The 14,669-nt window shown below is 63.3% G+C and carries 12 protein-coding genes and 1 pseudogene; 12 read left to right on the top strand and 1 reads right to left on the bottom strand.

Annotation, left to right across the window (positions count from 1 at the left end):
* Positions 1–10: 10 nt before the first annotated feature.
* A pseudogene (locus IPM73_09835) lies at positions 11–5,021 on the bottom strand (N-6 DNA methylase).
* A 526-nt stretch (positions 5,022–5,547) separates the two neighbouring features.
* Here IPM73_09835 and IPM73_09830 point away from each other — a divergent pair.
* The 12 genes from IPM73_09830 to IPM73_09775 all read left to right on the top strand — a co-directional run bounded on the left by IPM73_09830 (position 5,548) and on the right by IPM73_09775 (position 14,638).
* On the top strand, positions 5,548–6,906 hold the full coding sequence (locus tag IPM73_09830; GenBank protein ID MBK8918329.1) for a hypothetical protein: 1,359 nt from the start codon (positions 5,548–5,550) through the stop codon (positions 6,904–6,906).
* Positions 6,907–7,053: 147 nt separating this feature from the next.
* Positions 7,054–7,629, top strand: coding sequence for a hypothetical protein (locus IPM73_09825; GenBank protein ID MBK8918328.1), 576 nt, complete (start codon positions 7,054–7,056; stop codon positions 7,627–7,629).
* A 1-nt stretch (position 7,630) separates the two neighbouring features.
* Positions 7,631–7,876 carry a hypothetical protein gene (locus IPM73_09820; protein MBK8918327.1) on the top strand — a complete coding sequence of 82 codons (246 nt, stop codon included), beginning with the start codon at positions 7,631–7,633 and terminating at the stop codon, positions 7,874–7,876.
* 102 nt (positions 7,877–7,978) lie between these two features.
* Positions 7,979–9,730, top strand: a complete 1,752-nt coding sequence (locus tag IPM73_09815) for a PRTRC system ParB family protein (GenBank protein ID MBK8918326.1) — start codon at positions 7,979–7,981, stop codon at positions 9,728–9,730.
* 77 nt (positions 9,731–9,807) lie between these two features.
* Complete coding sequence (locus IPM73_09810) at positions 9,808–10,287, top strand: PRTRC system protein E (protein MBK8918325.1); 480 nt, start codon at positions 9,808–9,810, stop codon at positions 10,285–10,287.
* 89 nt (positions 10,288–10,376) lie between these two features.
* The gene (locus IPM73_09805) at positions 10,377–10,811 is read left to right on the top strand and encodes a PRTRC system protein C (protein ID MBK8918324.1); all 435 of its coding nucleotides are present in this window, start codon (positions 10,377–10,379) and stop codon (positions 10,809–10,811) included.
* Positions 10,808–11,827, top strand: coding sequence for a PRTRC system protein F (locus IPM73_09800; GenBank protein MBK8918323.1), 1,020 nt, complete (start codon positions 10,808–10,810; stop codon positions 11,825–11,827). Before IPM73_09805 ends, IPM73_09800 begins: the two co-directional genes overlap by 4 nt.
* A 17-nt stretch (positions 11,828–11,844) precedes the next feature.
* A complete protein-coding gene (locus tag IPM73_09795) occupies positions 11,845–12,585 on the top strand; it encodes a PRTRC system protein B (protein MBK8918322.1) in 741 nt (246 codons plus the stop codon).
* Positions 12,585–13,286, top strand: coding sequence for a PRTRC system protein A (locus IPM73_09790; protein MBK8918321.1), 702 nt, complete (start codon positions 12,585–12,587; stop codon positions 13,284–13,286). The genes IPM73_09795 and IPM73_09790 overlap by 1 nt, the downstream gene beginning before the upstream one ends.
* A complete protein-coding gene (locus tag IPM73_09785) occupies positions 13,274–14,101 on the top strand; it encodes a PRTRC system ThiF family protein (GenBank protein ID MBK8918320.1) in 828 nt (275 codons plus the stop codon). The genes IPM73_09790 and IPM73_09785 overlap by 13 nt, the downstream gene beginning before the upstream one ends.
* 13 nt (positions 14,102–14,114) lie before the next feature.
* The gene (locus tag IPM73_09780) at positions 14,115–14,324 is read left to right on the top strand and encodes a hypothetical protein (protein ID MBK8918319.1); all 210 of its coding nucleotides are present in this window, start codon (positions 14,115–14,117) and stop codon (positions 14,322–14,324) included.
* Between the two features lie 101 nt (positions 14,325–14,425).
* On the top strand, positions 14,426–14,638 hold the full coding sequence (locus tag IPM73_09775; GenBank protein ID MBK8918318.1) for a hypothetical protein: 213 nt from the start codon (positions 14,426–14,428) through the stop codon (positions 14,636–14,638).
* Positions 14,639–14,669 lie beyond the last annotated feature (31 nt).

Here is a 14,669-nt window from a genome sequence, read left to right as displayed (position 1 = left end):
TTGAATCGATTCATGCGGCTTGCCGAATTTCTTCGGCGTCGGCCTTCGCACTGCCCGCTTCATCCTTGTCCAGGTCGAGTTGCTTGAGCAGTTCTCGTTGCCGGACCAGTAGATCGGTGAGCCGGCCTTCGTGCTCGAAGGGCCGGGCCAGTTCCAGCCGCAGATCCTCCAGCCGCTTGCGGCGGGTCGCCAACTGCGCCACGGTATCGGCGTGGTGCTTGCCGACCGATTCCAGCGCTCCCAACAAGGCCGCCACCAGGGCTGGACCCGTTTGATAGGGCTCGGCGTTGTACAGGCAGTGTCCCGCCAGGTACAGACTGGGCGTCTCGTCGCCGCGGGCGGCGAGGATGCCGAGGTCGAAACCGCCAAAGCGGCCGACGACCCGCTCGATCATCCGGCTAGCCGTGCGCACTTCTTCCTTGGCCGACTTCACCAAGCCGCGTAGCGCTTCGCCCACCGCATCGGGACCTGCAATCTTGCGCCTCGCCAATTCCACCGCGATGCTTTGCATGGTCTGCGGTTCAATGCGAGTGGCGTCCTCTGCGTACAGTGCCAATTTCTTCTCCAGCGACTCCAGCATTATCGGCAACCGGCCAACTTCGCTCTCGTTGGCGTAGCGCTGGTTGCGCCACACCGAGAACAAAGTTGAGAGCCGGGCCACCTCCGCATCCACGCCGGCCTTCTCGATCACCAGCGGATTGCCCGACGCCAAAGCTTTCACCTCGGCATAGGACAGTGCCGCCAGTTCCACATCCTCCAGCGAGCGGATGCCCTTGTCGCCCGCCATGACCTGAGCGATGAAACGCGCCTTGGTCTCCAGCGTCTGCCACGAGTAGCTGTCGAAACTCTGCTGGGTAACGTAGCGGAAAATCTCCACCTCCTCGCTCAGGTTGCCCTGGCGCAGGATACGGCCCTCCCGCTGCTCCACATCACAGGGACGCCATGGGGCGTCAAGGTGATGCAGGGCGACGAGGCGGGTCTGTACGTTGGTGCCCACCCCCATCTTGGCGGTGGACCCCAGTAGCACCCGCACCCGGCCTTCCCGTACCGCCTTGAACAGCGCGGCCTTCTGGGCATCGCTCTCGGCGTCATGGATGAAGGCGATTTCCTTCTCGGGAATGCCCGCCGCCAAGAGCCGCGTTCGCAAGTCGTCGTAGACGCTGAACGCCTTGCCGCCCTTGGGGGACGACAAGTCGCAGAACACCAACTGCGCACCGCGGAAGTCCATCGTGCGCTGCCAGATGGCATGGACTTCCCGCACGCAGGCGGCCACCTTGCCGTTCTCGTCGAAGCGCGCCGTCGGCGCTACCAGCCGGAAGTCCAGCGCGGCCTTGCGGCCGTCGGTGGTCACCGCCAGCATGTTGTCGTCCTTCGGATCGACCTCGCCGTTGCGGATCGCCTCGGCGCGCAGCACCAGGCTTTGCACGAAGGCCTTGAGCGACGGGCTGGCCGGGCAGGCCACGATGCGCGGCTTGCTGCCGCGCAGCTTCGGCACCGCCAGATCCAGCATTTCCGCTGTGCGGATGTCGGCCACTTCGCCGAACACCGCCATCAGCTCGGGCACGTTGATGAAGCGCGCGAAGCGCGTGTGCATGCGGTAGCCGCTGCCGTCCGGCGCGATTTCCAGCGCCGTCACGCTCTCCCCAAAGGTCGCCGCCCAAGCATCGAACTGCTGCAGCCCAAGTTCCTCCAGCCGCTTGGGCTGCAGATAGCGCATCATGGTGTGGACTTCGGCCATGGTGTTGGCCACCGGCGTCGCCGTCGCGAATACCACGCCGCGCTGGGCATTGCCGTGGCGCTGCATGGTGTAGCGCGTCTTCAGGAACAGATCGAAGGCGCGTTCCGAACTGGTCAGCGGAAGACCTGCCACCCGGGTCATCTTGGTGAACCGGTAGAGGTTCTTGTGCAAATGGGCTTCATCGACGAACAGCCAGTCGATGCCCAGTTGTTCCCAGGTCAGTAGGTCGTCCTTCTTGCTGTCGGCGGACAGCTTCTCCAGCCAGGCCTGCCAGCTTTTCTTCATCGCCTCGAGTTGCTTGACGATCCGGTTCGACCGGTCGTTGCTTTTCTCGGCGCGCACCGCCATTTCTATTTCATGGATGATCTCCTTGATGTAGCCCTCGGTGAATTGCGGCGAGAGCTTGATGCGCTCGAAACTCGAGTGCGTGATGACCACCGCGTCCCAGTCGCCCGTGGCGATGCGCGACACCAGCTCGCGCCGGTGATCGCCCTCCAGGTCCTCCTTCGTCGCCATCAACACCGAGGCGTTGGGGTAGAGCCGGACGAACTCCGCGGTGTACTGGGCCAGCATGTGGTTGGGCACCACATGGCAGGGCTTGTGGGCGAAGCCCAGGCGCCGCAGCTCCATGCTGGCAATGACGCAGACCGCCGTCTTGCCGGCGCCGACCACGTGGAAGAGGCCGGTATTGCCCGACTGCACGATGCGCCACACGGCATCCGGCTGGTGCGGGTGCAGATCGAAGCAGCGGGAGAAACCCGGCAGTTTCAGGTGCGAGCCGTCGAAGTGCCGCGGCCGCGTCGCGTTGAACAAGTCGTTGTAGATGCGGCACAAGCGCTCGCGGCGCTCGGTCTCCGAGAAAGCCCAGGTCGCGAAGCGTTCCTTGAAGAGGCCCAACTTTTCCCGGGCGGCCAAGGTCTCGGCGGCATTGACGTAGTACTTGTCGGTCTCCGGGTCACGGTCGCGGACCGTCGGCACCTGGACGTTCAGCGCGCACTGCACCAATTCGATGGCGTTCATGCGCGAGGTGCCGAATTCCTGGGTCACCTTGACGTTCTGCCGGGCTTCCCATTCGCCATACTTTACCGACCAGGCGCCAGCCTCGGCCGAGTAGGCCAACTTGGCAGTCCTTCAGTTCCAGCACTTCCTGGACGAAGGTCTCGACGTCATGGGCCGGAACCCATACCGCGCCCAGACGCGGCTCAATGGCCGCCGGCGGCAGATCCTCCGGTTGCACCTTCTCCAGCGCCTCGACGTTGCGCCGATACGCTGCGCCCGACAGCACCGCCTGCTTGAGCTTCGTTTTCACGTTGCCCGACAGGTAGTCGTCGGCGGTTTTCCAGCTTCCGTCCATCGGGTCCCGGAAGATGTGACCGGCGTTGGCCAGCACCTCCAATACTTCCGCCTCCGGTGCTTCCAGCAGTCCGGCCATGTAGACCGGATCGACCTGGCCTCGCCACTGCACGGAGGCGGCCAGCGCCTCGCTCGGCTCGCCCGCGCGGTCGGGTTCGACCACGCGGCTCAGGGTGCGCTGGGTGAACAACGCCGCCTTGCGCGCCGTTCCCGACTCTTCGTCGTAATGCTCCAGGGACAAGAGCAGGGGATAGTCCGGATCGCGCCGAAACGCTAACGCGTTGGCCCGGGCCGTAAGGCAGCCGTACTTGGCGACGAAACGGTCGTAGGTGCCGTTGAGCATCGCCCGCAGGTATCCCAGCGGACCATCGTTCTCATCGGCCAACTGGGCATCGAGCAGGGCCCGGGCATGGTCGCGGATCGCGCACATCCCGGTGATCCTGGCCCGCTGTGTGGCATTGAGCTGATCATGGATATCGACCAGTTCGCCGCCTTCGACCCGATGCACTCGCCCTTGATGCAGGCGAAAGCTTCCGGGGCGGGCACCGGCTTCGGCCGGCACCACAACACGCAGCGGTGCCGTTGCGTGCTTCACCGGCTCAAAGACGCCGGTGGGCAGCAAGGCGATGCGCTCAAGCAGGGCTGCTTCCAGGTCGCCCTCGAAGACTGCCGTCGGGACTTCCTCGTAGCCGTTGCTCTCGCTGCGGATGCGACCGATGCAGAACTCGGGGTGCCGCATGTACCATTCGTTGATCGGCAGGTAGCGGTTGCTCGGCGCCTGGGGATGCCTCAATTCGTTCGGAACCGCGGTGATGTCCAGCCACTCGGCTTCGACCGTCTCCGAGCGTTGCCGCTTGCGCAGGAACAGGATGTCGGTCTGCACCTCGGTGGCGGCGATGCCGGCAAAGGCCCCTTTGGGGAGCCGGATGGCCCCCAGCAGGTGGGCCTGGCTCGCCAGGTACCGGCGTACCGTCTCCTGCCGGGACTCCAGCGTGTGACTGCTGGTGATGAGGCAGACCAGCCCGCCGGGCCGCACCAGGTCGAGGGCGCGGCCGAGGAAGTAGTTGTGGATGCTGTAGTGGGCGTAGGCCCGGTTGCTCTGGTCGGCCACCTGATACTTGCCGAAGGGGACGTTGCCGATCACCAGGTCGAACCAGTTCTCGGGCAGGGGCGTTTTCTCGAAAGGGGCAACCCTTGCGTCCACGCCGGCGGCGCCGTAGAGCGCCTGCAGGATGCGACCCGAAAGGCGGTCGATCTCGATGGCGGTGACGCTGCTGCGATCGGCCAGCTCCGCCGGCATGGCGCCGATGAAATGGCCGATGCCGGCAGCGGGTTCGAGCACGCGGCCACCGCTGAAGCCGAAACCACGTATCGCCTGCCACATGGCTTCGATCACGTGGATCTCGGTGTAGTGGCTGTTGTTCACGGAGGCACGCGCGGAGGCATAATCCTCGGTCAGCAGCAGGTCCTGCAAGCGGCGGGCACGTTCGGCCCAGGCGGGCTCGTCGGTGTCGAGGTTGAAGCTCGCCGGCAGACCGCCCCAGCCGGTGTAGCGCTGGAGGGCCTGGCGCTCTTCCGCAGCGGGGGCGCGGTTTTCGTTCTCGATCCGTTGCAGGGTGTCGATGGCCACCAGATTGGCCTCGAACTTCGCAACGGCACCGACCGGATAGAGCCGGCCGGCACTGGTGAGGCGCGGCCACAGGAGGCGCGGTGCGGCCTCGACGACCTGGCTGGTCGTGCGCCAACTGGCGCGGGCGACTACGGCGGGTTCGGGTGTCTCAATCTGAGACGCTTCAATGCATTCCGCCAGGGGCGTTGCCACCGAGGAAACGTAGATGGGGGTTGCCAGTTCTGGCAGGATAGGGGACACGGGCTCGTCCGGATCGAATCCGGGCAGCCATAGGGATGGCGCGGTGGAACGGCGGGCCATGGGTGTTCTCCAAAGAAAAACGGGGAACACACCGATCCCCGGGGGAGGCGTGCTCCCCAGTGGGATGGCAAAGGCATGACGGTGACCAATGCTTCGGTCACGGACAGGCGCGAAAAAGCCGCGTCGTACTTCAGGGTGAAGTCGACGGCGTGGGCAAAGTGGATGTGCCTGGGTTCAGGGTACCGGTCGACGGATGTCGGCCGGTATGGGTCTCAGTTCGGGATGAAGCGTGGACCCCGGACAGGGCGGCGGTGAAGGCAGGTAACGACTGCGGCGCCAGCAGTGCTGGGCTTCCGGACGAATGACTTTGCCAGGAAGGCTGTGCGGACACCATGCCCGCGGATAGCCCTTACAGTTTGGCGGCGAGCAAGTAAGGGCTCAAGAGTGCAGTGAAATTTGCCAAGCTCAAGCGCCTGGAATTGGCGGGGCTAGTTACGAGGGCAAGGCAAATACCCTTCGATGTGCCGGAAGGCTTTTCCGTCATAATTCCCGACAAGACAATCCGCCAGGGTAATCGGGAGCAACGATGACGATCGTCAGGGAACACAATTTCACGCTAGCCACTGCGCGCCATGTCTTTTTGCATTCGTCTCGTGGCGTGATTTTTACCGCCGATGCTTTACCTCTGGCCGAGGCCGAAAAGGTCGGATTCTTGCCGTTGATCATGTATGGCGTTTCCTTGCCAGGATTGCCGGCTACTGCCGTCCGATTTGTGTGCCTCGACGTCCCGCGCCCGATCATTGATGTTCTGACTGAGTTCTGGAATTGCCTGCCCGAGCTTCGAGGTAAGCCTGAACGCTTGCGGATCAGCCGCAACTGCGCGGCCGCCGACCAGGGCTTTATCGAGGTGCTTCAAGGTGCGGGCATCACGGTCGACATCGCCGCATCAAACGATAAGTCTCATGCTGCGGTACTGCGAAACGGGCAGAAGGATGCCAGGCAACTCCAGTTCTACTTGCCGAAATCGCTAGATGAACTCCACAAAATTGCCGACAAGGCTTTCAGTTTTCGTTGCCAGCATTTCAGCAGAGTCGGCCAGCGCCAACTCGCCGAGCATTGGAAAGAACTTCCGTTCGTTGAGCCAAAGGTCGACGTGCCCGATAACCTGGACTGGACGCAGGGGGATTGGTTATCTGCTTGGCAAATGAACGTTCCTACGAATATCCCGCGCTACTGGGACGCATCAAACGATCCAAAACTGAAAAACTGGCTCTTCTCAGGTGATGCGGATGATGCGATGGCCGATCCGAGCAGCGGAGATATCCCTGCTAAGGAGCCTATGGAGTATTTCGATAACACGGCAAGCAACGAGGTCAGCAGCATGATCCAATGCTGGCCAGGTGGCAAAAAAGCAATCGCCGATTCGATCGAGGTCACCGCCAAGGAGATCAATTGGATGATCGCCGGGCAACAGGCTCTGCCGCCGGAAAAATTCGACCGCTTGCTGGATATTCTGGGTTTTCAGGTAAGGCATGAATACTACGAGCCAAGCAAGCCGTGCATTCTGATCGCCGAGATGGGAAAGCACGCACGAGAAGCTTATCTCGCTTTAACTCACGGTGGAGACTTGGCGTTTTCCATCGATGCCGTGCCGGATCGAGGTGTACCGGACCCAAGTTGGCAGTACCTGACTTTTGCCTCCAATGGAAGCCAACCGAGCGTCATCATGGTCCCGCGAGGTGACCGGGTCAGTATGCAGATGCCTGACTACTTCATGAACTATACGGGGAGACAAACAATTTCCGAGAAGGTCTATCGGGACATCGTGGCAACATGCGCCGCCGTTGGGCGGAAGCCCGCCCAGAACATCGCTTTGACGAAGGGCCTTTACCTACGGCACAGCGACACCTTCGATGAACTTATGCAATCTTCCCGCTGCTATTAGTCGGGCTCCGTGATTTTCAGATTGATACAGTTTTCGTGTCACGTACGCCGGAAAAAGCCTATCGTTGCTCACTTTTTCCATATCCGATGAGTCGTTCTGATCCAGACCAGGCCTTGTAAATGAATGATCGGATGAGACGCTGGGGGGATGGATACCTCGACGACTCGCTTGATCGGCCCGCTCTACCACGGCACCCGCGATACTGCCGCCCGCATCATCTTGCGCGAAGGCTTCCGGCGCTCACGTTCCCGCAACTACACCGGCACCGGCATCTGCCTGAGCGAGTCGCTGACCCTTGCCTACGAATACGGCATGTATGAGACGGGCGGTTGCGTGCTGGAAGCGCGACTCGCACCGTCGGCTCGTTGGACGGATCGCCTCGACGGGCGGAACACGCAGGGCGATGTCTGGGACGCTTTCTTTGCCGACTCGGGCATGGATGCGGTGTGCGGCTTCGGCGGCAACGTCTGGGTGGTGTGGAACCCGGGCACGCTGGTGTCCATCACTCGCTTGAGCCACCGCGAGGCGATCCGACGCCTGTGCGCCGAGTTCGATGAGGACGGGCCGCAGTGTGGCTACAACGGTGTTGTCTCCGATTACGCGAGCCTCTGGTGGAAGCAGGATGCCACCGATCCGAACCTCTCCCGGTTTCCCGATCACCGCCAGCAGTTGATGACGCGCCTGAAGCGCTTTGTTGGCTGTACTCACTCGACGAGGGCCTGAGATGCCTCTGGAAAAACACCTGATCGACCGAATCACCCTGGAGGAGCGCGTGGCGCTGATCGAGGTCCATCACTTGCTCAACAAGGCGCAACAGGCTTGGAATCGGATCGAGAGCGGCAAGCAGTGCGAACTGAACGGCGTGCACCACGAAGAAAGCTCGCTGGCGCATTGCCTGCGGTGGGGCAAGCAGGCTGCGGAAGACCTGGTCGAACTGGCGAAGGGCACAGGCAACCCAGCCCAGACTTGACGGGTGGCCCGAGCGGGTAGTGAGCGTTTTCCGGTCCGGGCATGCCCTTGAAGGCCGTCCATCTTACGAGAGCATGAAGGTATCCAACAGCAGGAGACCTTTATGGAAACACCCGCCACTCCCACCTTGCCGATCAATCGCATCGTACAAGGCAAGAACCCCCGCGAATACTTCGATCCGGTCGAAATGGCCGACCTCGAGGCGGGTCTGCGCGCCGCCGGTCGCGTCGTCCAGCCCATCCTCGTCCGTCCCATCCCCGGCTCCGACCTCTACGAGATCGTGGCCGGCGAGCGGCGCTGGCGAGCCGCGAAGAACGTCTTCGGCAACGACTACGGCATGCCGGTGGTCATCGAAGCCTTGAACGACGAGGAGGCCGAGGCCATCGCCGTCATCGAGAACCACCACCGCGCCCCCATGTCCCATGCCGAGGAAGCGCAGGCCGCCAAGCGCCAGTTGCTGCGCCACAAGGGCGACAAGGAAGAGGCGGCGGCGAGCCTCGGCTGGAAGCCGGAACTCTTGGAGCGGCGGTTGGCGCTCCTGTCCTGCACGCCTGCCGTCCTGGCCGCGCTCACGCGCCGCCAGATTCAACTCGGTCACGCCGAACTGCTAGCCGGCATTCCTCCCGACAAGCAGAGCAGCGTGCTGACCGGCGTGCTTGCACACAAGGTGCCGGTAGGTGTGCTGAAAGAACAGTTGGGACGCTTCGCCCGCCAACTGGCCGCCGCCATCTTCGACACCGCGCAGTGCTCGGCCTGCCCGCATAATTCCGCCCGGCAGGCGGGCCTATTCGACGAATCCCTCGGCGAGGGCTACTGCCAGCATCCTACCCATTTCGACGAATTGACCCTGCAAGCCGTCGTGGCCAAGGCCCATGGCTTGCGCGACCAGTATCCGTTGGTGCAGATCGTGAAATTGAGCGATGGCAGCGCCTACCTTCCAATCGCGGCGGAAGGTGAGTTGGGCGTTGGGGCCGCGCAGTATGCCGCCTGTCAAGGCTGCGCCTCGTTTGGTTGCGCGGTGTCGGCGCTGCCCGGTAGCTACGGCGATGTGACGCTCTCGCAATGCTTCGACGCCGCCTGCAATACTCAGAAGGTTGCTGCTTGGCGCAAGGCGCAGCGCGAGAATGAGCCACCGCTTCCCCCGAAAACCGCCAAGACCCTGGCCAAGCGTGACCAGCCCGACGTGACCGTTGCCCGGCCCTCGAACCAGACTCCGCAGCGGGTGAAGGACTTCCGGGTGACTGAGTGGCGTAAGTGGGCGGCAAAGGAGTTGATGGCCAAGCCCGAGCGCAACCGACGCGTGATGATCGCGCTGGCCCGCTGCGGCCATACCGGCGATGTCCGTAGCATCGAATTTGGAGCAGCGGCCAAGCGGATCGCGGGGCCGTGCGTGCTTGAGCGCCTCGATTTCGCGGTGGCGCTGCCCGAGGCTGATGCCATCGACGCGCAGCATCTGGAGCAGTTGATGTTGGCGGTCACCGCATCGGCCGCTTTCGGTGTCGGACAGCGCGATCTCGAAGCCCTGCTGAACTATCTGGAGGTCGATGAGGGCCGCCACTTCAAATGGAACACCGAGTTCCTCGAACTCTTCACCCTGAGCGAGTTGGAATCCCTGGCCGGCGAGGTCGGCCTGAAAGCGAAGATGGGGGCGGCCTTCAAGCTGGCGCGGGCGAAGAAGAAGGGCGATTTCATCAAATCGCTACTTGCCGTGCCGGGGTTTGCTTACCAAGGCACCGTGCCCGCCGTCATGCAATACCCGCGCCGCCCCGTTCCCGCAGCGTCCATCAATCTGGCAAGCGACGAACTCACCGTTGTGCCGGTCGAACCTGCGGAAGAAGAAGCCCTCGTTGCCTGAGCGGTGCAACCACTGGAAAACCCCGAATGCCTTCGTAGCATGGTCTCGAAGGAATTTCTTTTTCGAAGGAGCGTGACATGACAATGTTCGAAGAACTCTATGCGCTGGCGACGAGCACCACCTTGACGATGCTGCTCAGTGCCGACGAGAAGACCGGGCGGATGACGATCAACGTGATCCCTAAGCCGAAGAAGGACGTAGACGAACCGGCGCTGACCAAGGCCTTGAGTCTGACGGCGACACCCGCTGAATTCGATGCGGGCTTCGTAGAGGTGTTGAAGGGTTACCGCGAGGTCCGCCAGAGCCTTGCCAAGCAGGCCGAAGCCACGCAGGAAGTGCTGCAAGCGGCCAAGGCGGCATCGGCAAAGAAGGCGGGGGAGGCGATGACCAAGGCGGTCAAGCACGCCCCTGCTGATGCCACGACGAAGGCCCCGGGCACGGTACAGACCAGCCCAGACGGTGGCCTCGACGACGGTGACGACGAGAACGGTGGCAACGAGCCGCAACCATCGGCAGCAACCGCTGCCGGCGGTGATTCCTACGACCTGTTCGGCTGAGTTCCGGCCTTGAAAGCGGGTCGGGCGGCGAGAGACTGATGGCAAGGGCCTTCCCTTCGGGAGGCCGTCCAGACGACAGGAGTCCAACGATGAGCATTGCAATCAACGAAATCCGGCGGGTCTTCCGCTACAACGGCATGCAGTTGCCCGACGTGCCGGGTATGGAACCGAAGGAGGTCCGCGATCTCTACAGCACCCAATACCCCGAACTCATCAGCGCCGAGATCGAGGCAGGTGAGGTCCGGGACGGCGTGCAGGAATATACCTTCCGCAAGGCGGTGGGAACCAAGGGTGGGAGTGACGATGAAGGGGAGCGGCTGGCCACCCTCATGGCTGCTGTGGCGGTTGAATCCGAGGGGCGCTCGGATATCACCGGCAAGCTCGCCAAAGCACTGACCCGGCGCGGCACGCAGGCATGCGGCAGCGCTTGGGGTGCCTTCGTGTTGCGCACCCGGCGCGATGCGACGGAACGCCATACAGCCCGCGTCCTGCCGACCAGCGACATGTTGGCCCCGCTACCATGATGGCATTGGTCCTGCCGCGCATCGCTCCGCAGGTGCCGCGCACCATCGCACCGGGGGCGCTGCTGGCGGCCAATGCCACGGTGTCGCGCTTCTTGATTGAAGCCGAGGCCTTCGACGAGAGCGACATCCCTGCGACTTGGAGCGACTCCCTCGATGCCTGCCGGCAGGCGCTCGATGGCTGGCTCAAGCGCCAGATCGGCGCGCTGCATTGCCTGAAGCCGCGCTTTGCCCTGCATATGGTCTCCAGTGATGGCGATTACTACCGCTACTACGGCGGCCAGCCACCCAAGGACTTCGACTTCGATGCGATGGAAGCCTCGTGGTGTGAATGCCATGAGCAGGAATGGCCGGTGGGGGCGGGGCTGGAGGCTCTGAGCGCCCGCGTGCCCGGCTTGGGGAGCGTCATCCTGCATGTGCTGCGCCGTCAGAGCGCCTTCGTCTATCCGCTGTTTACGCCCGACATCGCCTGCGACGTGGCGACCTATCTTTACTGGTGCGGCGAAGAAGACGAGGAAGCCGCACTGGACATGAACTGCGGCGAGGATGAAGAAGAGCGCGAAGCGATGCGGACGGAAATGGTCAGCAAGGCCACGCTGGAAGCGTGCTTTCCGGCATGGACCCGGCGCTGGCCGCGCGGGCTGGAACTGGCGCAATGCGCCCGCTTCCTGCGCCGGGCGATCAAGCACCAATCCGATCCGAGCGCCAAGGCAGTGGCCGAGGAAGCGCTGGCGCTGGCCAGCCTGGACATCGACGATAGCTTCCGCCACGACATCGACGGCGAGTTCGTCGGCTTCGGCGCCGTGCTGTCGTGGACGGAAGGGGACGTGACCACCCGTATCTACGACGACCTGCTCAACCTCGCTCATCAAGGCGAATACTGCGAGCACATGGGCGAGGTCCGGGTGCCACTGGACGACCCCGGTGCCTTCGGCGCGTGGCAGCGGGCGATGGCCAGCCGCTTCGAGGCCATCCGGCGGATCGACCGCTTGATTCATCACCTCTCGGCGGGAAACTGATCGTGGAGGTAACAACCATGAACCAAGCCGAGTTTTCCATTCAGGCCCCGAGCGCGGGCACCGTGCATCTGCGCCGGGCGGTCCTGATCTACGACGGCCAGCAGGGTAGTGCGCTGGCTACCGTGCATGACATCGAGGAAGTCGATGGCGAAGCCGTCATCGGCGCCGGGCAGGCGATGACGCCCCGGGCGGCGATGGACCTCGCCCGCGCCCTGCTCAAGCGAACTGCCCACGGCGGATTTCTGCCGGAGACGGTGCTCTACATGGATGGCGACCTGATCGTCTGGTGGGTTCCACCGGCACGCTGCCACATCGCCTTCCGTGTCGACGAGGAACACGCCGAGGCCTTCGGCGGGCGCGAACGCGGCGACAGCGTGCCCCATCCGGGATTGGTCTTTGCAGCTTCTGGCCGGGTCTGGCGGGTATGGGCAGTGAAGGGAGTAGGGCGTCCAACCCCGGCCACGCCACTATTCCAAGTACCGTACTTCAACGTCGATGTGCGGGGCAACATCTGCCAAGGCAACGTCCCCGTGCCCGAGGGCACCACGGTCGAGAAGATCGCCGCGTGGAACGATGCTTTCTTACGCTCCTACTTCACCCATCCGAACGGCCCCGGCAAACTGGTGCGCTATCGCGGCGGCGCTTACGCCTTCTGGCGAGAGATGCTCGATGGACGATTCCGGCGTTTCCCCGAGCGGGTGCTGGTCGATGTAAAGATGACCCTGGGTGGTCTGTTGGGCATCACGGAGGGGACATGATGGATGTGCGCGACCTTGCCCTACAGTCGGCTTGCCCGGTCATCGCCGCGCCGCGTTTTGGCCCCTTGCCCGACATGGTGAACGGCCAAAGGATCATTCTCGCTGCCAACGGCGTTTTCGTGCAGGTCAAACTCGACTGGCTGGACTGCATCCAGCGGCTCTCCCCCGCGTTGCCGATCCCGCTGCCCTACGGCGGCATCAAGGAGCGGCTGACTTTCACTTTCGGCGTATTGCCCATCCGGCTGATCGAGGCGTTCATCGAAGCCGGTCGCCGAGGCTTGCCCAACGAGGTGGCCGGAGCGCTGATCTACTCCCGGCGTAGCCGGAGCTTGCGGCTCGCGCTGTGCGAACCCCTCGATGTGTCGCCGCACCAGATCGATTACCGGGTGCCAGCGATGGATGCCGACGAGACACTGGCCGTGGACCTGCATACCCACGGCCACGGCTTGCCATTCTGGTCGGCAAAGGACGACCGCGATGATCAGGGCATCAAGGTGGCCGGGGTGCTTGGTTGCCTGCATCAGCCTAAGCCCAGCGCCCTGTTCCGGCTGGCGGTCAATGGCCGGTTCCACCCCTTGCCGCATCCGTGGCAGGCTGACACCACGGCGCCACACTACCCGGAACCCGACCTTGAACCGGGCCTGCTGCGCCGGATACTGAGTTTCTACCAAGGAAGGAGGTTCGGACCGTGGAACACCTGATCGACCCCGCACTGCTCGACCGTCGCGTCAGCATCCATCTGGTCGGTGTCGGCGGCAACGGCGCGCAAATGGCCGCCTGCCTCGCCCGGCTCGACATTGCCATGAAGGCGCTCGGCCACCCCCACGGCTTGCACGTCACCGCCTTCGATGCAGACCGGGTGAGCGAGGCCAACATGGGCCGGCAACTCTACAGCCCCGCCGACATCGGTCGACACAAGGCCATAGTGACCATCCACCGCCTCAACCAGTTCTACGGGCTGGACTGGATCGCCCATCCCGTTCGCTACGAGGCCTTCGAGACCAACCGCTACTCGCCGCTGAGTGCCGATATCCTGGTAAGTTGCGTGGACAGCCGCTTCGCGCGTCGAATGCTGCATGAGGCAGTGTTCGATGGCGGCGGACGCTATCGGTACTGGCTGGATCTCGGCAACACCGAGGCAAGCGCTCAGGCTATATTGGGGCAGGGGCCGCACCGGACAAGGAGTGAGAGGAGTATGCGCCTGCCCTGCGTCACCGAACTCTTCCCCGAATTGCTGGATACCAGTGCTCCAGACGACAACCGGCCTTCGTGTTCGGTCCGGGTGTCGCTGGCTTCCCAAGGCCTGTTCATCAACGACGTGGCGGTGCGTTTCGCGGCGCAGTTGCTCTATGAACTCTTCTCCAATGGGCGACTCGACCAGCATGGCGTGGTAGTCAATCTCGACTCGAAACGGACCGGCCCCATCGAGGTTGATCCGAAGACCTGGGCGCGTTTCGGTTGCGTCATGGCCGATGAGCGCCAAGACGAGGATGAAACGTTGGCGGAAGCAGCCTGAGCGGAAGGGAGACATGGCACACAGAACATGGAATGTCCGCGTGATGCGCGAGGGTCGGGCGTTGCGCCTGGGGCAAGTCGCGGAATCGAGCGAATCGCTCGCCCGTTGCGCGGCGCTATCGCGCTCCAGCGTGACGGAAGAGGAACTTGCCGGAGCGCCTTGCAAACCGGACGCCTGCGTCATCTACCCGGACGAGGACTTCGACGTAACGCCCGCCGGCTGACGGCATGGGACAAGGCGGTCGGTGTAAAGGTGAATCGGGTGTGCGGCATTCTGCGCGATGGGTACTATGATGATGCCCATTCCCCCGAAAGCGGAGGCCAGATCATGGATCACCCCATCATCAAGCAGTTCGAGGCCCATGCCGAACTGCTGGACATCAGCGGCAGCGTTGAAGCCATCGACGAGGCCATCGTGCAACTTGCCACCTGGATGGACGGCCTCGAACTTTCCGAGGATGATCAAGCGCTTCTCTGCCACATCGGCGCGGTGCTCTACCGCGAGGGACTTCGAGGCCGCACGGGAATACGACTATGATCGACGGAGCAAAATGGGGGCTGCAAAGCCC

The organism is Betaproteobacteria bacterium (assembly GCA_016720065.1).
GTDB lineage: Bacteria > Pseudomonadota > Gammaproteobacteria > Burkholderiales > Rhodocyclaceae > SSSZ01.
This window is presented reverse-complemented; position numbering and strand designations above follow the sequence as displayed.

What these genes read in the sequence shown, in the direction of transcription:
- IPM73_09830 (MBK8918329.1), top strand. Translation starts at nt 5,548, where the DNA reads ATGACGATCGTCAGGGAACACAATTTCACGCTAGCCACTGCGCGCCAT.
- IPM73_09825 (MBK8918328.1), top strand. Translation starts at nt 7,054, where the DNA reads ATGGATACCTCGACGACTCGCTTGATCGGCCCGCTCTACCACGGCACC.
- IPM73_09820 (MBK8918327.1), top strand. Translation starts at nt 7,631, where the DNA reads ATGCCTCTGGAAAAACACCTGATCGACCGAATCACCCTGGAGGAGCGC.
- IPM73_09815 (MBK8918326.1), top strand. Translation starts at nt 7,979, where the DNA reads ATGGAAACACCCGCCACTCCCACCTTGCCGATCAATCGCATCGTACAA.
- IPM73_09810 (MBK8918325.1), top strand. Translation starts at nt 9,808, where the DNA reads ATGACAATGTTCGAAGAACTCTATGCGCTGGCGACGAGCACCACCTTG.
- IPM73_09805 (MBK8918324.1), top strand. Translation starts at nt 10,377, where the DNA reads ATGAGCATTGCAATCAACGAAATCCGGCGGGTCTTCCGCTACAACGGC.
- IPM73_09800 (MBK8918323.1), top strand. Translation starts at nt 10,808, where the DNA reads ATGATGGCATTGGTCCTGCCGCGCATCGCTCCGCAGGTGCCGCGCACC.
- IPM73_09795 (MBK8918322.1), top strand. Translation starts at nt 11,845, where the DNA reads ATGAACCAAGCCGAGTTTTCCATTCAGGCCCCGAGCGCGGGCACCGTG.
- IPM73_09790 (MBK8918321.1), top strand. Translation starts at nt 12,585, where the DNA reads ATGGATGTGCGCGACCTTGCCCTACAGTCGGCTTGCCCGGTCATCGCC.
- IPM73_09780 (MBK8918319.1), top strand. Translation starts at nt 14,115, where the DNA reads ATGGCACACAGAACATGGAATGTCCGCGTGATGCGCGAGGGTCGGGCG.